The 20,493-nt window shown below is 72.7% G+C and carries 9 protein-coding genes and 2 pseudogenes; 5 read left to right on the forward strand and 6 right to left on the reverse strand.

Going from position 1 to position 20,493, the window contains the following annotated elements:
* Positions 1-3,509 (forward strand): annotated as a pseudogene (locus tag ABGB16_RS29760) (hypothetical protein); the annotation flags it as partial.
* A gap of 271 nt (positions 3,510-3,780) precedes the next feature.
* Here ABGB16_RS29760 and ABGB16_RS29765 read toward each other — a convergent pair.
* Entirely contained in the window at positions 3,781-4,773 is a 993-nt protein-coding gene (locus tag ABGB16_RS29765) for an alpha/beta hydrolase (RefSeq protein ID WP_347671404.1), read from the reverse strand.
* Between the two features lie 358 nt (positions 4,774-5,131).
* On the opposite strand from ABGB16_RS29765, the gene ABGB16_RS29770 reads away from it, so the two are divergent.
* Positions 5,132-14,806, forward strand: coding sequence for a calcium-binding protein (locus tag ABGB16_RS29770; RefSeq protein ID WP_347671405.1), 9,675 nt, complete (start codon positions 5,132-5,134; stop codon positions 14,804-14,806).
* A gap of 64 nt (positions 14,807-14,870) precedes the next feature.
* On the opposite strand, the gene ABGB16_RS29775 is transcribed toward ABGB16_RS29770, so the two are convergent.
* Both ABGB16_RS29775 and ABGB16_RS29780 read right to left on the reverse strand, forming a co-directional pair.
* Complete coding sequence (locus tag ABGB16_RS29775; protein ID WP_347671406.1) at positions 14,871-15,590, reverse strand: hypothetical protein; 720 nt, start codon at positions 15,588-15,590, stop codon at positions 14,871-14,873.
* A complete protein-coding gene (locus ABGB16_RS29780) occupies positions 15,583-16,194 on the reverse strand; it encodes an RNA polymerase sigma factor (RefSeq protein WP_347671407.1) in 612 nt (203 codons plus the stop codon). Before ABGB16_RS29780 ends, ABGB16_RS29775 begins: the two co-directional genes overlap by 8 nt.
* A 46-nt stretch (positions 16,195-16,240) precedes the next feature.
* Between ABGB16_RS29780 and ABGB16_RS29785 the strand changes: the two genes are divergently transcribed.
* Positions 16,241-17,620: a hypothetical protein gene (locus ABGB16_RS29785; RefSeq protein WP_347671408.1), complete on the forward strand. Its 1,380-nt coding sequence runs from the start codon at positions 16,241-16,243 to the stop codon at positions 17,618-17,620.
* Here the strand turns inward: ABGB16_RS29785 and ABGB16_RS29790 are convergent.
* Entirely contained in the window at positions 17,598-18,749 is a 1,152-nt protein-coding gene (locus ABGB16_RS29790) for a transposase (protein WP_347671409.1), read from the reverse strand. The two genes, ABGB16_RS29785 and ABGB16_RS29790, sit on opposite strands and share 23 nt — an antisense overlap.
* Before the next feature lie 83 nt (positions 18,750-18,832).
* Here ABGB16_RS29790 and tnpA point away from each other — a divergent pair.
* A pseudogene (tnpA, locus tag ABGB16_RS29795) lies at positions 18,833-19,204 on the forward strand (IS200/IS605 family transposase).
* Positions 19,205-19,746: 542 nt separating this feature from the next.
* On the opposite strand, the gene ABGB16_RS29800 reads toward tnpA, so the two are convergent.
* A complete protein-coding gene (locus ABGB16_RS29800; RefSeq protein ID WP_347671410.1) occupies positions 19,747-19,920 on the reverse strand; it encodes a hypothetical protein in 174 nt (57 codons plus the stop codon).
* 11 nt (positions 19,921-19,931) lie between these two features.
* Here ABGB16_RS29800 and ABGB16_RS29805 point away from each other — a divergent pair, with 11 nt between their 5' ends.
* Positions 19,932-20,258, forward strand: coding sequence for a hypothetical protein (locus ABGB16_RS29805; protein WP_347671411.1), 327 nt, complete (start codon positions 19,932-19,934; stop codon positions 20,256-20,258).
* On the opposite strand, the gene ABGB16_RS29810 is transcribed toward ABGB16_RS29805, so the two are convergent.
* The coding region (locus ABGB16_RS29810; protein WP_347671412.1) for a transposase at positions 20,240-20,493 on the reverse strand (254 nt) is incomplete at its 5' end. The two genes, ABGB16_RS29805 and ABGB16_RS29810, sit on opposite strands and share 19 nt — an antisense overlap.

The raw sequence follows: 20,493 nt of genomic DNA on the forward strand, positions 1-20,493 counted from the left end.
CGGCCGGCAGCAGCGGCCCGGCCGATCTCGGGCTCGCCGCTGCCCACGGGCCGGCCGCGGAACGCATCCACGATCTCGCCAGCGGCGGCCACGGCCGTGCCACCGACGCCCAGCTGCGCCGGCTCGCCGCGGACATCGGTATCCAGGCGCCGTCGCCGGACGAGGTCCTGCCCCAACTGGTCGAGGCATCCAGGGGTATCGCCATGGCGGACACGTTCAGCGGCGTGTACTTCGCCGACCCGGCCGTGGCGGATCTGGACGCGGCGGCGGCGGACCGCACGGCGGCACAGGCGCTGCCGTGGGTGCAGGGATGGTTCACCATCGCCGGGCACCGGAACCTGGCCGAACGGCTCGCCCACGATCCGGTACGCCAGGCCCTGTTCCTACGGACGCTCACCGCCTCGCCCGCCTGGCAACACGCCGTCGCGCAGGCGCAACAGCGGGGCGGCGACACACCCGACATCATGCTCGTCTGGTGCGACGCGGCATGGCAGGGACCGGGACAGGCCACCTCCTTCGGTGAATGGCTGCGCACCCAGCTGCGCGCCCGGCGGCTGATGTCGTCCACACACGAGGTAAACCAGATACCCGGCGAGCTGCGGCCACACGCGGACGAGCCGGTGCGGTCCGTGTTGTTCTCGGACGCTTCGGTGGAGCTGTTCGGACCGGATCTGGTGGAGGCGGTACGGACCGCGGACATCGTCGAGAACGGTCAGGAACCCGAGGTGAGCTGGCCGGTCCAGGAGGACTTCACCACCGCTGGCGGTCACCACCGGTGGGCCGGCTCCACCTCGAGCCGGCAGTCGCCCGATCCAACGGAAAGCGGCCCCGACCAACCCCAACCCCAACCCACTGCGGACAGCCAATGGGTGCGCAACCGGGATGATGCCCGGACGCTGTTCGAGCAGCACGTCGGCCACATCACCACCACAACGCAGCACCGGGAGCAGCCGCTGCGGGAGTTGTGGAACGCCCTGATCGGCAGTATGGACGGCGACGGGTTCACAACCGCCAGCGAGCGAGCCCTCGCCGCGGCGACACGCACATCGCAGCGGACGGTGCATGACCGGATCGTGGCATTGCGCGACCATGGTCTGCTGCAGCTGGACCGGGAAGCACACGGTCACAGGGCGGTGCAGTACAAGGTGACCGATCCGGGTCCGCCCCGGCAAGCACCGGTGCCGGCCCTTCCTGCGGGCAGCCAGTGGGTGCGCAACCGGGATGATGCCCGGACGCTGTTCGAGCAGCACGTCGGCCACATCGCCACCACAACGCAGCAGCAGGAGCAGCCGCTGCGGGACTTGTGGAACGCCCTGATCGGCAGTATGGACGGCGACGGGGTCATCGCCGCCAGCCAGCGAGCCCTCGCCCGTGCGGCAGGCACATCGCTGTCGACGGTGAATGACCGGATCTGGGTATTGCGCGACCATGGTCTGCTGCTGCTGGACCGGGAAGGTCACGGTCGCAGGGTGGCGTGGTACAGGGTGACCGATCCGGGTCCGCCCCGGCAAGCACCGGTGCCGGGCCCTGCCCCCGGACCGGACCGCCCGCAGCAGGGTGCGGACCTGTCCTGGCTGAACGACGGGGATACGTTGCCGATGCCCGGGCCGGTACCTGCCCCGCCGGCGGGCACGGGTCTGCCCGGGCTGCCCGGGCTGCCCGGGCCGCTGGACGACCCGGACGCCCCCACCGCGTCGACCTGGCCGGCGGGGTGGGCGGGACCGGGGTGGCCGAATCCCGGCATTGATGTGACCGCCCACGGTGCTGGGATGTCCACCGACTTCGGCCGGCCGCATATCGACAATCAGCCCGGCGGCGGCGGGAACCCCGGCGCCTGGCCCACCTGGCAGATGGACCCAGCCGATCTGCTCAATCTGCTCCATCCGGCGTGGGTCGGCCCGCCCACGGCCGTGGACACGGAACCCGTCCCCGGGCCGCAGCCGACGGATCCGCCCCGGCCGCAGGCCCCGCCCGACCCGTGGTCGCAGCCCAGCGGCGACCAGCCCAGCCAGTTCCCAGGAACGCAGTCGTTCCCGCCCGGACTGGGCCTACAGAATCCGGCACCTCAGTCGCCGATGTCCGGGCCGGTACCTGCCCCGCCGGCGGGCACGGGTCTGCTGCCTGGGCTGCCCGGGCCGCTGGGCGACCCGGACGTCCCCACGGCATCGTCCTGGCCGGCGGGGCCGGCCGCGTCGTCCTGGCCGGAGGGGTGGCCGAATCCCGGCAGTGGCGTGACCGACGGGCACTACGGTGCTGCGATGTCCACCGACCCCGGCCAGCCGCGCATCGGCAGTCAGGCCGGCGAGGGCAGCCGGAACCTCGGCGACTGGGCCACTTACCAGGGGACGGACATGGGCTGGGAACCATACCCCGCACCCTCCCCAGCGGTGACCCGCACCGACGCCGGCACTCTCCCCGCCGGCGACACCCTCCATCACCCGGCCTACGAGCCACCCACCCCCGCCCCACTCCACCCCGACCAACCCCAACCCCAACCCACTGCGGACAGCCAATGGGTGCGCAACCGGAATGATGCCTGGACGCTGTTCAACCAGCACATCGGCCACATCACCACCACAACGCAGCACCGGGAGCAGCCGCTGCGGGAGTTGTGGAACGCCCTGATCCGCCGTATGGGCGGCGACGGGTTCATCACCGCCACCGAGCCAACCCTCGCCGCGGCGACATCCACATCGCGGTCGACGGTGAATAAGCGGATCGGGGCATTGCGCGACCGTGGTCTGCTGCAGGTGGACCGGGGAGGTCACGGTCGCAGGGCGGCGCGGTACAAGGTGACCGATCCGGGTCCGCCCCGGCAAGCGTTGCCGGCCCCTCCTGAGGGCAGACAGTGGGTGCTCGACCGGAATGATGCCCGGACGCTGTTCGACCAGCACATCGGCCACATCACCACCACAACGCGGCTGGAGGAGCAGCCGCTGCGGGAGTTGTGGAACGCCCTGATCGACCAGTTGGACGGCGACGGGCTCATCACCGCCAGCGAGCCAGCCCTCGCCGCGGCGACACGCACAGCGCGGCCGACGGTGCGTGGCCGGATCGTGGCATTGCGCAACCGTGGTCTGCTGTGGCTGGACCAGGAAAAACGCGGTCGCGTGGCGGCGCGGTACAGGGTGACCGATCCGGATCCGCCCCGGCAAGCACCGGTGCCGGGCCCTGCCCCCGGACCGGACCGCCCGCAGGGTAGTGCGGACCTGTCCTGGCGGTACCACGGGGATACGTTGCCGATGCCCGGGCCGGTACCTGCCCCGCCGGCGGGCACGGGTCTGCCCGGGCTGCCCGGGCCGCTGGACGACCCGGACGCCCTCACGGCGTCGACCTGGCCGGAGGGGTGGGCGGGACCGGCGTGGCCGAATCCCGACATTGATGTGACCGCCCACGGTGCCGGGATGTCCACCAACTTCGGCCAGCCGCACATCGACAATCAGCCCGACGACGGCGGGAACCCCGGCGCCTGGGCCACCTGGCAGGGGCCGGACATGAGGTTTTCCTAACGCTCATGTCACCGGGGATCATTTAGTTGATCTTTAGGGCGCGGGGTCGAGCGTCCGGCCGGGCACGCAGCATTCGCCCCGGATGTCTCTGTCGGCAAAGGACCATTTGACGACAGGTACGGAACAGAGTCAATGGATCACTCCCGGCCACAGGAATCCGACCCGCCGATCCAATGCAGGCCGACCCGAGTTGACGACAGCGTTTGATGACAGTTGGATCAGCGATGTCGGCGACGATCGGACGAACAGGACAGGCAATGGCGGAGCTGGTCTACACGCGGGTGTCCACCGACGAGCAGAGCACCCAGCGGCAGACCCACCTGCTTGACGAGGCCGGGCTCACCGCCGCCGGCACGGGCGCCGCGGTGACTCCTGTGAGCTGTGCAGTCTCGACACCGCGCCCGTTCCCGGTCGCCGCCGGGCGATGGCCGCAGTTCGCGCGGTGGTGAGGGGTTCGGGGGTGAAGGTGAGGATGCGCGGGGGCGGCGGGCACCACCACCGCCGGTGGCAACGCGCGCGTTTTGTGGTTCGCACGTGCGAACCGAGGCCGGGACGGCACGTCACCGCCAGGACGCGGCCGAGCCGGCCGGGGGCGAGATTCCACGGAATCGTGCCCGGCGCCCGGCTGCACCGCCAACTCGGCGTGCGGGAACAGGCCCGCGTACTCGGCGGCGCGCTTCGGCGGGAGGGCGACGTCGTACTCGCCGGCGACGAGCAGGACCCGCGCCCGGAGGCGGGCGGCGGCGGACCGGACGGCCTCCGGGTCGAGGGCGCCGGCCGAGTAGTAGACGGCTGCCGCGTCCGCGTTCCGCTGGCTCGCCTCCCGGGCGGCGTGGGCCTGGCTGGCCGCGTCCCACCGGCCGTGGGTAAACGGCGTGATCGCCGTCCAGTCGGCGGCCGCGGCCTCACCCGACCAGATCCGCGCGAACGCGGCGAAGGCGTCCGGGAACCAGGGCTCCCCCTGGCGTAGTTCGGCGAGCTCCCGGCGGTCGGAGTCGGCGACGTCCAGGCCGACCGGGCGCGGGCTGGGATTGATCAGGGTGAGGCGGGCGACCCGGTCCGGGTGTCGGGCGGCGTACAGCAGGGCCAGGGCCGCGCCGGCGGAGTGCGCGGCCAGGTCCAGCCGGTCCAGCCCGAGGTGTACGCGCAGCGCCTCGACGTCTTCGATTTGCCGGTCGCACCGGTAACTCGCCGGGTCCGCCGGGGCGGCGGACTCCCCGGTCCCGCGCAGGTCCAGCAGCACCAGCGACCGGTGCGCCGACAACTCGCCCAGGTCGCCGAGGTGGGCTTGACGTCCCCTGGAAGGGCCGCACCCCCGCGGCCCCTGGTCCGGCGGGGACCACGGGGCGTTGCGCGTACGCCGGCCGCTGTGCCCTGCCGTCCGATCCTGAGTCGCGGCGCAGCCTATGAGTCCCCGCGGCGGCGGGGCCACAATCCGCCCTCGGTAGGGGTCTCCGGTCCGCGAGCACACGCCTGACTGACCACCCGGTCGGCCGCGCGAGCCGTTCGGACTGACGCCCTGTCACGATGCCGACACAGTCGTTGTGGACGGTGGTTGCGGTCGATGTGCTGTCGCCGACCCCCGCGCCGTCGTCGACGGCCATCGAGGAACGAGGTGGCTCATGGTGGCTCTACGACGGCTGCTCGCCGCAGCTGTCGCGGCGGTGATGACCGCCACGATGGCTCTGGTGTGGACGGCAGCGCCCGCCCACGCCGACGAGGCGTGGGAGACCGCGCTCAAGACCCTGATGTCCCGCACCGCGACCTGGGCCGACGGGGGCCTGTCCCAGGTCGGGCTGCTCGGCCAGCCGCTGCCGCTGCTCGGGGTCAGCCCGGGCGCGCTCGTCGACGCGGACAAGCTGACGAAGAAGGCGTCCGACGCGCTGGCCGACGGCCTGACCAAGGACGACGTCGACCTGGGCGGTGGCACCCGCCTCACCAGCTCGGTCAGCACCAGCGGCGGGGACCACCTGCTGGACGTGCTGCTGACCACGAAGCGCGAGGTGGTCGACAAGGACCTCACGCTGGCCGGGGTGACGCTGGACAAGGCCGTCAGCGTGACCGGCTGGGCCACCCTGCACCTGCGGGCGCGGCACACCGCGTCGGGGGAGACCTACCTGGTGCGCGACGGGGACACCCCGCGCATCGACATCGACGCGGCGGCGCGGCTGCGCGCCGACCTCGACCAGGCCACCGCCTCCGTCGGCATCCTCGGGGTCACGCTGACCGCCGGCAGCACCCTCACCGCGCGTACCCACCTGAAGGTCACCCTGACCGACCCCAACGGCGACGGCCGGCTCGCCTTCGACACGGCCGCCGGCGCGAACACCGGCGAGCTCGGCGCCGCCGGCTCCCTCGCCGGGCTCGTGCAGGTGGCCCTCGACAACTCCGGCGGCGGGAAGATCTCCGACACGGAGACGGAGCCCGGCCCCGGTTCGGTGCACGGCGTGGTCAAGCTCGGCGCGGCCGTCTCCGGCGCGCCCTTCGCCCTGCCGAGCGTGGCGGCGACCGTGAACGTCGACTGGAACGACATCTCCGTCGGCACTCCCACGGTGACCACCACCGGGCTGGACGAGACGATCGCCAAGTTCCGCAACATGAGCCCGCTGGACCTGGCCTCCGGGCTCGCCCAGCTCGCCACCCTGCTCAGCGGCGTGCAGCAGAGCGGCCCGGCCGGCAACCTCAACCTGCCCTTCCTGCGCGGCACGTTCGCCGACGCGGTGCAGGTCAACGAGAAGCTCACCGGCTTCCTCCGCGAGTACGTCCACCCGCGGCCGGACGACCCGCAGTTCGACCCGAGCACCGACGACCCGGCCCTGGCCGGGCAGCCGAAGTTCAGCTCGATCCAGCAGCTGCTCGCCCTGCTCGCGGCCGAGGGGCTGCCGGTGGACAACCTCTCCTTCGCCGACGACAAGCTGGTGTTCCGGGTCAGGCTGGAGCGGGAGTCCACCGTGGAGGTGCCGCTCGACCCGGGCGCCGCGGAGCTGTCCGGGCGCGGGGCGACCTTCACCGCCAAGGGCTTCAGCGTCAGCGGCGACCGCTTCACGCCCGGCGCGCTGGTCGGCCAGCGGGTGGTGGCCGGCACCTCCGCCGGCACCGTCGCCGCCAACACCGCGAACTCCGTCACCCTCACCCAGGACTGGATCGGCGGGCAGCCGCCGAACGACAGCGTCTGGGTGATCAGCGGCTCCAGCCCGAACATCGGCGCCGTCGAGCTGGCCGGCACGCTCACCAAGCCGGTGGGCGGCGACAAGAAGGTCGGCCTGCGGACGGCGAACGCGCAGGCCAGCTTCGCCAAGGTGAAGCCCCGCTACAGCGCGGCCGTCACGCTCGTGCTCGACCTGCGCGACGGCATCACCGACCCGAAGGCCAACGTCGACCGGGTGCTGCTGCGCACCGACCCGGCGGCGCCGCTGTTCGCCGCCGACTTCCCGATCACCACCGGGGTGGACTTCTTCGCCACCGCTGGCTTCCTCAAGGTCAAGCTCGCCGGCAACCTCGCCGTCGGGCCGGCCGCCGCCGACAAGCGGATGCTCCAGGTCAGCTTCAAGCAGGCACAGGACATCAGCCTCGGCACGCTTTTCCAACGGTTGAAGTCCGACCCGGGGAACCTCCTGGCCGTGTCGTCGTCGGTGAAGACCACCGGCCGGGTCACGGTCAGCGTGCCCGGCGCCACCGGCGCCCTCGGTACGGGCATCGGCGTCGACGTGAGCTGGACGGCCGGCGGGCAGCCGGTGGTCGACACCTCGGCGCTGTCCGAGCTGTTCGCCGTCGACTTCAACCCCGACGACCCGAAGGCGCTCTTCGCGGTGGTCGTCGAGGCGCTGCGGCTGATCAACGTCGCGCTGTCCCAGCCCGGCGGCAGCGGCCCGCTGGACAAGGAGATCCCGCTGCTCGGCCGCTCCGCGCGGCAGCTGCTCGGCGGCGACGAGAGCGGCGTCGGCAAGGACGTCACGTTCGTCGCCGACGGGGCGAACTTCCTGCTGAAGGACGCCTCCCGCGACGGCGACTCCGGCTTCGACACCCGGCTGGAGGGCCGGACCGTCGTGGTCGGCAGCCAGGCGTACCGGGTGCTGAACAGGATCGACGGGCGGACCCTGCGCGTGGCGGCGGCGGGCACGCCGAAGCCGGCCGACGGCAGCGCGTACGCCCTGCGCCCGGAGCTGGCCGACGCGCTGGACAAGCTGCTCGACTCGCCCCCGGACACCCTCCAGGACGCCCTCGACAAGCTCAACGAGGCCATCGGCGAGGACAGCGGGATCAGCTTCACCCTGGACCAGCGCGAGGGCGGGCCGTTCCTGCGGCTCGGGCTGGACTGGAAGCGCAAGTTCCACACCGGCGGCCCGCTCAACTTCGCCTGGGACGCCCACCGCGAACTGATCACCCTGGACAGCTCCGGCACCTTCGCGGTCGACGTCGACGCCCGGGCCCAGCTCGGCCTGCTGCTGCCCCTGCGACTGAACGCCGCGCCGCTGCTGGACCACAGCTCCTCGGCCAGCGTCACCGTCGCGGGCGGGGTCACCGACGCGGCGATCGCCGCGCGGGTCGGGCCGCTCGCCCTCGACCTCGGCAAGGACCCCGACTTCGCCACCGTGAAGGCCAACCTGAGCGTCGGCCTCGACGGGCTGACCGAGGACGGGCCGATCACCGGCCTGCTCGGGCTGACGCCGAAGTTCACCACCGCCGGCGTCGACTGCGGCGGCGGGATCGGTGGCGCGAACGTGCCGCTCTGCGCGAAGGCGCCACTGTTCGTCAACAACTGCGACCCGGACGACGACACCAACCTGCTCACCTTCACCGTCGGCCTGGACCTCACGCCCACGGCCGGCACCCCGAACCTCGACTCCTGCTTCGCCAACCTGTCGCTCAAGCTCACCGACTTCAACGTGGGCATCGACGGGTACCTGGCCAAGATCGAGGAGGCGCTGCGACTGGCCAGCTTCGACGGCAAGCTGCCCCTGGTCGGCGACGACCTGCAGCAGGGCCAGCGGTTCGTCGCGCAGCTGCGCGAGGACATCAAGGCCGCGATCGGCCCGGTGCTGGCCAACGCCACGCTCGACAGCGCGGGCGTGCAGGCGGCCCTCAACGAGGTGCTCGCCGACCTGGACCCGGGCGTGAGCGCGGTGGTCAGCTGCCGCAGCGGCGTCGCAGCGCCCTGCGCGCCCGAGGACTTCCAGGCGATCCGGATCAAGCTCACCAACTCCAAGGGTGCGCCGTCCGCCGCCGACGGCTGCTCCGACGCCAGCGCGTCCGACGAGTGCCTCACGCACAACGTGCCGCTCGACCTGGGCATCCCCGGCCTGTCGCTGAAGGCGAAGAAGGGCGCCCCGGACGGCATCCAGGCCAAGCTGGGCTGGAAGCTGCACCTGGACCTGGTCCTGGACCGGGACGAGGGCTTCTACGTCCCCACCCACGACGGTGACACCTCGCCCGAGGTGCAGGTCGGCGCCCAGTTCGACATGACCGGCGACCTCGCCGCCCAGCTCGCCTTCATCCAGGTGAAGGCGACGAAGCGGACGACCGACCCGCTGGTGAAGGCGTACTTCGGCATCGACCTGAAGGGCTCGCCGGGGGAGAAGAGCTGCTTCGACCCCACCGTCACCGCCGACTGTACGGCCAACTCCGACGACCGGCTCACCCTCGCCGAGTTCGCCGACCTGGGCTCGCTGCTCGCCACCGACCTCACCGCCGAGGTCAAGATCGACTGGAGGCTGGCGGCGGCCGTCGACACCGGCGGCGAGGACTCCGCGCTGCCCGGCATCAGCGCCACCTTCGGCCTGCAGTGGGGCCTGAAGCACAAGCGGGGCGCACTCACGGCCACGGGCGACGGCGTCACCACGCCGCTGAAGGTGACCTTCACCGACATCGCCCTGGACGCCGGCGCCTTCTTCAGCAAGATCCTCAAGCCGGTGGTGGAGAAGCTCAAGGCGGTCACCGGCCCGCTGCAACCGGTCATCGACACCCTGTACGCGCCGATCCCGGTGCTGTCGGACCTCTCGAAGGCCACCGGCGGCCCCGACATCACCCTGGTCTGGCTCGCCAAGACCTTCAGCACCCTCAACGGCGGGCCGAAGCTCGACTTCATCGACACCGTCCGCGCCGTGGTCACCTTCATCAACCGGATACCCGACTGCGACTCCGGCTGCTCCATCCCGCTGGGCGGGTTCAAGATGGACAGCGCCAAGGCGCTGACCACGGAGGTGTCGCCGGCCTCGGCCGAGAGCCTGATCGACCGCACCTCCGAGTACAACCCGGCCTCCGCGGGCCAGGTGAAGGCGGACGTCGACACCGCCGCGGGTGACGACGGCGAGAAGCTGTTCACCCCGGCCGCCGACGGCAAGAGCAACGCGCAGAAGACCGGCTTCAGCTTCCCGATCTTCGACAACCCGGGCTCCCTGTTCGGGCTGCTGCTGGGCCAGGACGTCGAGCTGATCAGCTTCGACTCGGGTCCGCTGGCGCTGGGCTTCAGTTGGCGGCAGTCGTTCGGCCCGGTCTACGCGCCGCCGCCGGTGTTCGTCACGCTGTCCGGCAGCGCCTCGGTGACCGCCCGGTTCATCGCCGGCCTGGACACCGCCGGCATCCGGCACGCCGTCGAGGCGGCCACCGACGGCACCGAGCTGGACGCCGTCAGCCTGCTCGACGGGCTGTACTTCAAGACCTCCGACAGCAGCGGCAAGCCCGTACCGGTGGTCACCCTGCGCGGTGAGATCGCCGCCGGGGCCGAGGTGAGCGTGCTGATCGTCAAGGTCGGCATCGAGGGCGGCATCCAGCTCACCGTCGGCTTCAGCTGGAACGACCCGAACAACGACGGGAAGTTCCGCACCAGCGAGTTCCTCCAGGCGCTCCTGACCAACCCGATCTGCCTGTTCACCACCAGCGGGCGGCTGTCGGTCTTCCTGCGGGTCTACGTCACCATCAACCTGTTCCTGTTCAAGAAGAAGTTCAACTTCACCCTGGTCGACGCGACCCTGCTCGACTTCCGGGCGCAACCGGACTGCTCCCCGCCGCCACCGGAACTCGCCGGCACCGCCGGGGACACGCTGGTCGTCTTCGCCGGCAAGTTCGGCACCAAGGACCAGCGCGGCGACAAGGCGTGGGACAACGGCGCCGGCACCTACGCCGGTGACATAGTCAAGGTGTACGCGCTGCACTACGCCGACGCGGGCACCGAGGGCGCCACCGACGACTTCGACGGCTTCGCGGTCGAGGCCCTGGGCCGGCGGCAGGAGTTCCTCGACCCGAACCTGACCCGGGTGGTCGTCGACGGCCGCGGCTACGAGGTCGCCGACCCGGACAAGACGTCCCTGTCGGTGCTGCTGGTCGGTGACGGCGACACCAGCGGCGACGGCACGAGGACCTCCGCGTTCGACAAGACCGCGGTGGTGCTCGGCTCCGACGGCAAGGACCGGATCCGCACCGGGACCGGACCGGCGTACGTCGACGGCCGCGGCGGCGACGACGTGATCGTCACCGCCGAGGCGGCCGGCGTGGTCAGCCGGGTCGCCGGCGGCGCCGGGGAGGACAGCATCACCACCGGCGACGGCGACAACGTGGTGGCCGGCGACAGCGGCCTCGGCGGCACCAACCGCGGCGCCACCACCGTGCGCACCGGGGCCGGCGACAAGACCCTCAACGGGCTGGTGGACTGGACCACGCTGACCGCCCCGAACGGCGGCCACGACGGCGCGAACGACAACGTGACCGTCGGCCACGGCACCAGCACCGTCTACGGCAACGGCGGCGACGACGTGCTCGGCGTGGTCGTCGACGACCGGCCCAACGGCGGGAACACGCTGGTCGGCGGGCCCGGCTCGGACACGGTCAACGGAGGTAAGGGCGACGACACGATCCACACGTACGACACCGACGTCCCCGCCGACGCGGACCAGCCCGGCAGCGGCGACGCCGTGGACGGGCTGGTCAACCAGGTCGACACCGGCGCCGGTCAGGACACCGTGCACGGCAGCGCCGGCGTGGACCTGGTCGTCTCGCACTCGGCCAACGGCCAGACCGGCCGCGTCTACGGCTACGGCGGCAACGACGTGCTGGTCGGCGGCTACGGCACCGACCAGCTGTTCGGCGGGCCCGACGAGGACTACGTGATCGCGGAACCCTCCCAGGTCGGCGAGCCGGACGGCTCGGACGGCTACGGCCCCTTCCGCCAGGTCGTCCACGAGCCGCTGCCGGCGAACACGCAGTCGCAGACCAAGCTCCTCGTCGGCGGTCTCGGCAGCGACCACGTGATCGGCGGCGACGGCGGGTCGACCGTCTTCGGCGACCGGCACCTGCCCGCCGAGGCGTGCGCCGACGCCACCGTCGCCGACGCCCAGCCGACCCCCGCCGACCAGGGCGCGGCCGACCTCATCCTCGGCGGCGCCGGGACCGAGGTCGTCACCGCCGGCGGCGGCAACGACCGGGCCGACCTCGGCGGCGGCGACGACCGCGCCTGCGGCCAGCTCGGCGACGACACCCTGCACCTGGGTGGCGGGACCGACCGGGCCTGGGGCGGCAACGGCATCGACCAGCTGCACGGCGACGACGGCGACGACCTGCTCTTCGGCAACACCGGCGACGACGGCCTCTACGGCGGCCCGGGCGCCGACACCGCCGAGGGCAACTCCGGCGGCGACCAGGTCTCCGGCGGTCCCGACAGCGACGTGCTGTACGGCGGCGGGCGCGCCGCCGGCGTGGCCGACGGGCGGGACTTCCTCTACGGCGAGGACGGCGTGGACCGGATCGTCGGCGACAACGGCACCCCGCGCATCGGTGACGTCGGCCCGTACCCGCTGGACCTGGCCGGTGACGTGGCCGGCGCCGGCGCCGGGGACGTGATCTCCGGCGGCGGGGACGGCGACCTCGTCTACGGCGGCCTGGGCGACGACCGGATCAACGGCGACGCCGGGGACGACCAGATCGAGGGCAACAACGGCGCCGACCTGGTCCACGGCGACCTCGGCCGGGACGAGATCGTCGGCGGCTCCGGGCAGGAGCCCGCCGCCGGAGTCGGCCGGCCGGACACCGGCGACGAGCTGTACGGCGACGCCGACGCCGACCTGATCGCCGGGGACAACGGCCGGTTCGCGCCGGCCACCACCGACGCCACCCGGGTGACCCAGGGCCGCAGCGGCCCGCAGCGCAAGGTCACCCTGCTCGACCTCGGGTTCGCCCCCGTGGCCGGCACCAGCGGCGGCGACCTGATCGCCGGCGGGGACGGCGACGACGTGGTCTTCGGCCAGGGCGGACCGGACCGGGTGCGGGCCGGCGGTGGCGCCGACTTCGCCGAGGGCGGCCCGGGCTCCGACTGGGTCGAGGGCGACGCGGGCGACGACGACCTGGTCGGCGGCTCCAGCACCGCGTACGACGGGAGCGGCGCGACCACGACGGGCCAGCCGGACACGGCGGACGCCGTCTTCGGCGGACCCGGGTCCGACGCGGTCATCGGTGACAACGGCGCGGTGCTGCGCCCGCTGCCCGGTGAGCAGCCGACCCCGGCGACCGTCCGGCTCGCCGCCGACGGCAGCCCGTTCGGCCCGCGGATCGTGGTGCTGCTGGACCGGGCGGCGGTCGTCGCCGGCCGGTACGGCGCCGACCGGATCAGCGGCGGCGACGGAGTCGACGCCCTCTGGGGCCAGGACGGCGACGACGCCCTGGCCGGTGACGGCGACGGCGACTACGCCGAGGGCAACGCCGGCGCGGACGTCCTCCGCGGCGACAACGCCCTGACGGCGGCCGGACGCACCACGATCACGCCGCTGCCCGACCCGGGCTGGCCGGGTGACGCGTCGGCCGCGGCCGACCTGGTCGGGGCCGGCGCGCCGGCCGGGCAGGACGACCTGATCGGTGGCAGCTCGGCCGCCGGCTTCCGGGACACCGGGGACGTGGTGGAGGGCAACGGCGCCGACGACGTGGTCCTCGGCGACAACGGCTCGCTGCTGCGCACCGTGACCACGGCGGGCGGCGGACAGGCCGAGAAGGTCTACACCGAGCGGTACCCGACCGGCGCGGTGCCGGCCGACGCCACCCGGGTCCGCATCCACGACCCGGCGCTGCCCGGCCCGTCCACCCGGTTCTGCACCACCGCCCAGCCCACCTGCGAGCCGACCGGCGCCTTCGGGGCCGACCAGCTCTACGGCGACGCCGGCAACGACGGCGTCTGGGGCCAGGACGGCGACGACACGATCCGGGGCGGCGACGGCGACGACGACCTCTTCGGTGAGCTGGGTGCGGACACCCTGTACGGCGACGACGGCGCCGACGCCATCCTCGGCGACCGGGGCGGGGTGATGAACCAGTACCTCAACGCCGACGACGTGGCGGCGCTGGGCTTCACCACCACGCTGTCGTCGGTGCCGCAGGAGACGTTCACCGGGTTCCGGGCCGGCGACTACGACCGGCGGGTCGACCTGCTGCACGACACCGACGGCGACGCCTGGATCGGCAGCTCCACCTCGGCGCCCATGCCGCACGCCGGGCTGACCGCCGGGGCGGGCGACTGGATCCGCGGTGGCGCCGGGGCCGACAACATCCACGCCGGCTTCGGTGACGACGTCGCCAACGGTGACAGCGGCGGCGACCAGCTGTTCGGGTCGGAGGGGTCGGACGTGCTGTGGGGCGGCAAGGGCTGTGACCCGGTGCTCGACGCGGCCAACCCGCAGTGCCAGGTGGACGGCGTCTTCAGCGCCGCCGCCCGGGGCGACCGCGACCAGTACGTCGACCACCTGCTCGGTGGCGCCGGGGCGACCAGCGGCCCGGCCGTGACCGCGGTGCTCAGCTCCGACCTGCTGGACTTCCGTCCGCGCGGTTCCTACCCGGACAACTGCGCGGCCGGGGCCTGGCCGGTGGACCTGGCGGAGGGCACGGTCGACCCGTGCCGCTGGTTCGAGATGACGGGCATGGACAACGACGTCGTGGCCGACAACCAGCACCACCACGGCACCGACTGGATGTACGGCGGCTGGGACCGGGACGTGATGCAGGGTGACGTGGCGGCGAACGGGCCGAACAACGGCGACCGGATGTTCGACTGGAACGGCGCGTACAACCTGTTCACCCACTGCAACGCGGCCTACGGCGGGTTCAACGACGTCCGCCAGCACAGCCCGGCCATGCAGGACTTCCTGACCAGGCTGGCCTGGGCCACCGGCGCGGGTCGCAGCCCGTCGGACGTGACCACGGCCGGAACCTCGGCCTTCCTGGAACTGTCCTACGTCTACCCGCGGGACAACAAGGAGCAGGGCGCCGGGGTGGCCTTCCCGGGCACCCCGGGGCACTTCGACCTGCCGTCCTGCACCGACTGACCGATCCATCCATCCCCCCGGGGCCCGGCTCTCGCACGAGAGCCGGGCCCCGGCTTTGTCAGGGTCAGCGCACCGAGCGGGCGATCTCGACCGCCTCGGGCCGGGTGAGGTCTCCCTCGAGCCGGTAGGTCACCTCGCCCTGCTGCCAGATCAGGGTGGACGCGGCGAGCCGCGCGGTCTCCACCCGGACGCCGCCCGTTCGGTCCACGTAGGACATCGCATGCGGGCCGCCGACCCAGAGGCCGGACTCGCCGCCGACCTGGACCCACTCCGTTCCCGGCCCGGCGGCCTGCTTCCAAAAGGCCACCTCGAGGCGGCCGTCGAAGGCGTCGACGCGCAGCGCGCCGCCGCGATAGAGCAGCGTGGCGACCCGGTAGGAGCCGGTGCCGTCGGGGTCGGCGAGCAGGACCCGCTCGGGCGGACCCAACCGGGCCGGTACGCGGATCGGGAATCGCACCTGCCGCCGCGCCTCGTCGAGGGCGGCGGGCCGCTGGGACGGCAAGGGCGAGGGGGCGCCGGTGGCACGCGTCGGCGCGGGCGAGGTGGCGACGACGACCCCGGCGAACCGCAGCAGCCCGGCCACGGCGTCGGCGAGGGCGGCCCGCCCCGGCGGCAGCACCGCGACGAGCAGGGCGACGACCGCGGCGGCCAGGTACAGGCGCCAGCGGCGGCGCCGGGGCGCGGGTGCGGCCAGCCGTGCGCGTACGCGGGCCGCCACGTCCGGCGGGTCGGGTGTCGCCAGCCAGGCGGACAGGTCGCGTAGTTCCCGTTCGAGGTCATCCATGCCGCACCTCCTCACGGTCGAGCAGGCCGCGCAGCTTCGCCAGCGCCCGCGACGTCCGCGACTTCACCGTGCCCCGGGGCCAGCCCAGCATCGCCACGGTCTCGTCCTCGCTGAGGTCGAGGAAGAACCGGCAGACGATGACCTCGCGGTCCTTCGCCGGCAGCAGGCGCAGGGCCCGGACCAGCGCGGCGCGCCGCTCCCCGGCGACGACGGTCGCGACCCCGGGGTCCTCGGTGACGTCCGATTCCGGGTGCGCCGCCGCGGCCCGCAGCACGAGCCCGTCCCGCCGCTGCCGGGACCGGTGCAGGTTGCGGGTCTCGTTCGCGACGATCGCCAGGAGCCACGCGCGGAAGGACGACGCTCCCCGGTAGTGGGAGAGCTTGCGATATCCCTTCAGGAACGCCTCCTGCATGACGTCCTCCGCGTCCGGGCCCGCGCCCAGCAGCACCGCCGTCCGGTACGCGGACGCGGTGTGCCGGGCGACGAGGATCTCGTACGCCTCCAGGTCGCCCGCCCTGGCGCGGGTGACGAAGTGTTCGTCGTCCAATGGGTAACCTCCGGGTGGACCGAACTCATGACACCGCCCGCGCCGTCCGGGTTCCATCCGCCCGGGATGGAACCTTCGGCGGCCCCGGTGGTGTCACCCGGGCATGACGACAACGCCAACGATCCCGCGTCGCACCGTCCTGGCCGTGCTCGCCGGCACCGGCGTCGCCGCCCTGACCGGCTGCGGCCCGGTCCGGCGGGCCGGCTCCGCCGCCGAGCGGCTCCCCGACCTCCTGCTCCCCGACCCCCTGCTCGTCGAGCTCGGCGCCGCGCTCGGCGTGCTGCGCGGCGCCGATCGGCAGACGATCCCGCACGCGGTGGCCACCGCCGACGGGCTGGCGGTCTACGCGACCGAACCCGAGGGCGCCGACACCGCCTTCTGGCGGATCGACACCGCCACCGGCCGCGCCTCCGCCCGGGTCACGCTGCCGGGACGCTGGGTGCCACAGACCGTCTCGGCCGGCGGCACCACCGTCGCGCTCACGCCCGAGGGGGTGAGCGTCGACGCCGCGGGGCGCCCGGGCGGGCGGGAGGTGACCCCGGTGCTGATCGCCGACGTCGCCGGGAAGCGGCAGCGGCTGGAGCTGCGGGGCAACTTCGTTCCCGAGGCGTTCACCGGGGACGGCACCGGCCTGTTCGTCCTCGAGTGGCTCCCGGCCAGGGCGCCGGACCGCTACCGGGTGCGCGTCGTCGACCTCGCCACCGGGGCGCCCGGCCCGCTGTCCACCCGCGCGAAGGCACCGGTCCCGCCCGGCGCCGAGGAGGAGATGCGCGGCGACGGACGTCAGGCCGTGCTCGCGCCGGACCGCAGCACCCTCTACACGCTCTACACCCACCAGCCCGGTCACCGGCACACCCGGGACCTGGTCAGCGGGCGGCCGGGCAACGCGCACGCGTTCGTACACACGCTGAACCTCACCGAGCGCTGGGCGTACTGCGTCGACCTGCCGCACCCGTTCGGCGAGACGCCCGCGCGCGGCCACGCCATGGCGATCACCCCGGACGGGAGGCGGCTCGTCGTGGCGGACGTCGCGTCGGGCCGCGTCGCGGAGATCTCGACGGAGGAGCTGACGGTACGCCGGACGGCCGCCCTGCCCGAGGGCACCGGCGCCGCGTACGCCGTCGCCGACGGCGACCGCCTCTTCGTCGCGGCCGGTACGACCGTACGCGCGGTGGAGCTCGCCGGCCTCCGCCCCGTCGCCGCCTGGGCGGTCCGCGATGCCGTCACCGGCCTGGTGCTCAGCCCCGACGACGCGCGCCTGTACGTGGGCCGGCTCGGGGCGGTGAGCTGGCACCACCCCGTCACCGGGGCCGAGTTGGGCCGGGTCGCCGTACCCGGCCTGGTCGGCCTGCACGGTCTGGCCGCGCGAACCCGACGTCCGCCTGGCCCCCTTTACCGGAGTCAACTATCCGCCCATGAGTGGGCAGGCTTGCGGATCGCTTCCCCCGCTGGCTGCGAGGTCAGGCCGCGTGCGGGCGATTGACTGCGCCCCAGCCCACGACACCGCGCGCTGCGATGTTGAGGGCCGCGTTGTGGTCGGCGTGGGCAACGACCCCGCACGACCGGCAGTTGAAGGTTTCCTGGTCGGGCCGGTTCCGCTTGTCTCGATGCCCGCAACGTGCGCAGGTCTGGGAGGTGTACCGGGGGTCGACCTCGACCAGCGGTACACCTGCCCGGCGCGCCTTGTAGACCAGGCATGCGGCGAGCTGGTGGAACGACCACGAGTGCAGCGTGACCCGTTGGGGCTTGCGTAGCCGTACCCGGTCGCGGATACCCGTCAGCTTTTCGACGGCGACCCCGCGTCCGGTGCGTGCGGCCTCGGTCACGATGCTCTTGGCGATGCTGTGGTTGATGTTGCCGGCGTGTCGCGTTTCCTTGCGGCGGCGGCGGGCCAGTAGCCGTTTCGCGGACTTGGTGGCCTTCTGTTGCAGCCGTTGGCGCAGTCGTTGCTGGCGCCGCCGGTACCCGTTTAACGCCGTCCCGGCGTACCGGGTGTCGTCGGAGTCGTAGGCGATGTTGGCGATGCCCATATCGACGCCGAGGAACCCGTCCGGTTCGTACACCTGCGGCTCGTCCATCTCGACCGTGGCGTGCAGGAACCACATGCCGTCCCGGTGCAACAGGTCGGATTCGCCGATCGGATGGGTGGCGAGGGCTTTCAGTTGGTCGGCGGACCCGGTGAACGCCACCGTCTTGAGTCGCCCGTCCACGGTCCAGATGGACACGATCCGGGCGTCGTGCCGCCACGACAGCATCCTCGCGTCGTACGGCTGCGCCGCGTCCCAGCGGAACGTGATCGGGTTCGTTTCGATCTTGCGACGCCGCTTCGAGCCGGGCTTGCCGCAGTTTCCGGCCGTGAGGTTGGCGGCGAGAGTCCTGTACGAGTCGGCGACCTTCTTGATGACGTGCTGGGCGGCCTGCGCGCCGAGCCGGTGGTCGTCCTTGATGCCGTGGTATGCGTGCCGCCGCAGGTCGTAGTTGCGGTAGCAGCCGACGCCGCGGGCCGTCGCCGCAACGTCCGAGGCGGCGGCGTTGCAGGCGCGCAGGGTTGCCTCCAGTGCTGCCTCCTGTTCCGGCGTCGGCAGAAGCTTCACCTGCACGACCAACTTCACGGCGCCATCGTAGCATTTGGTCTATATCGCCACGATGGACCCCCGATCCGGATGTTCGCCGGGGACGCAGTGTCGTCCACAACCTGCACTGCACACTTGGTCTTTACCACCAGGTACCGCCGGGGTGCGCTTACGATCCGATCCGCACCCGCTGCCAGCAGGTCATGGCTGACGTGTGCCGCGACTTGCGCGCCGAACTGCGCGAGTTCAGCGGCGAAGACGACCACGTGCACCTGCTGGTCCACTACCCGCCGAGCGTCGCCCTGTCGCGGCTGGTCAACAGTCTCAAGGGTGTCTCGTCCCGGTACCTGCGCCGCGAGTTCGCCGAGCACCTCCGCAAGTACCTGTGGGGCGAGCATCTGTGGTCGCCGTCGTACTTCGCCGGGTCGTGTGGCGGTGCACCGTTGGCGGCGGTCAAGGAGTACATCGAGAACCAGAAGCGTCCCGGTCCATGACGGCGTTCCTCCCGGCATGAACTGCCGGGGTTCCCACCTTGCCTACCGCTGAAATCGACTGTTATCTTTTCGGCAATCCTTGCAAGGTCTTGCAGCACCCCGGACGGCCGCCGGCAGCGCGACCGGGAAACGCACTCCAACGAGCGGGGCCGCCACCCCGCGTCCCGTCGGTCCCGCGCTACCGTCCGGAGAAGGCCCATGTCCGCATCCCGCGCCCGGCGTGCCCGGGCCGTGCTCGCCGCCCTGCTCAGCGCCGCCCTCGCCGCCCTGGCCGCGCCCCTGGCCACCGCGCCGGAACCGGCCGCCGCCGCGATCGACGCCCGCTCCCTCGGCGCCCGCTACGACGCCACCAACTCCCGGATCACCTTCCGCGTCCACTCCGGGGCCGCCACCCGGATGACCGTCAACGTCTACGCCAACCCGACCGGCACCCAGGAGAACGCCAGCTACCTGCTCACCCGGGACGCCTCCGGGGTGTTCAGCGTGACCGTCGACGTCGCCGCGCTGCGCGCCGTCGGGGTCACCGGCACCGTCTACTACGGCTACCGGGCCTGGGGGCCGAACTGGCCGTACAGCACCGCCTGGACGAAGGGCTCCGCCGCCGGGTTCGTCGCCGACGTGGACGCCGCCGGCAACCGCTTCAACCCCAACAAGCTGCTGCTCGACCCGTACGCCCGGGAGATCAGCCACGACCCGCTGCGCCCCGGCACGACCAACCGGGCACATCGTGTTCCGCACCGAAGTGGAGGTGGGGACACCAGCGCAGCACCAGGGGCCCGCCGTCGGGATCGACCGGGGCGTCAACGTCGCCCTGGCCCTGTCCGACGGCAGCGACCAGCACCACGGACCGTGGTTGCGGCCGAAGGAGGCCGAACGGCTGCTGCGGCTGGAACGCAAGGCTGCCCGGCAGAAGCGGGCCCGCAATCCGTTCGAGCGTACGTCGAACCGTCTGCACCGCACCTACGACCAGATCGCAGGGTTACGCGCGAGAGCCAAGCGCCGCCGCTACGACTGGGACCCTGTTGCCGAATTCGTTCAGGCGGCGAGGGTGTAGTCGAGGCGGGCGAGGTGGCTTGTTCTGGTTCGGTCGAGGGGCTGGTTGTTCCACCAGGCATCGAGCCTGGTCAGGTTCAGGGCTATTGCGGAGAATGCGTGTTGGAGGCGGGTTTTCGGTAGGCCGCGGTAGCGGGCGTGGCGGATGCCGGTGATCGCGATGGCTTGGTGGATGGTGCCTTCCACGCCGGCGCGCAGGGCGTAGTCGTCCTGCCAGGTCTTGCGGGCTTGGTCGG

The organism is Micromonospora sp. B11E3 (genome assembly GCF_039871625.1).
Classification (GTDB): domain Bacteria; phylum Actinomycetota; class Actinomycetes; order Mycobacteriales; family Micromonosporaceae; genus Micromonospora.

Coding starts and splice junctions, on each gene's coding strand:
- ABGB16_RS29770 (WP_347671405.1), top strand. CDS start 5,132: ATGGTGGCTCTACGACGGCTGCTCGCCGCAGCTGTCGCGGCGGTGATG.
- ABGB16_RS29775 (WP_347671406.1), bottom strand. CDS start 15,590: ATGGATGACCTCGAACGGGAACTACGCGACCTGTCCGCCTGGCTGGCG.
- ABGB16_RS29780 (WP_347671407.1), bottom strand. CDS start 16,194: ATGGAACCCGGACGGCGCGGGCGGTGTCATGAGTTCGGTCCACCCGGA.
- ABGB16_RS29785 (WP_347671408.1), top strand. CDS start 16,241: ATGACGACAACGCCAACGATCCCGCGTCGCACCGTCCTGGCCGTGCTC.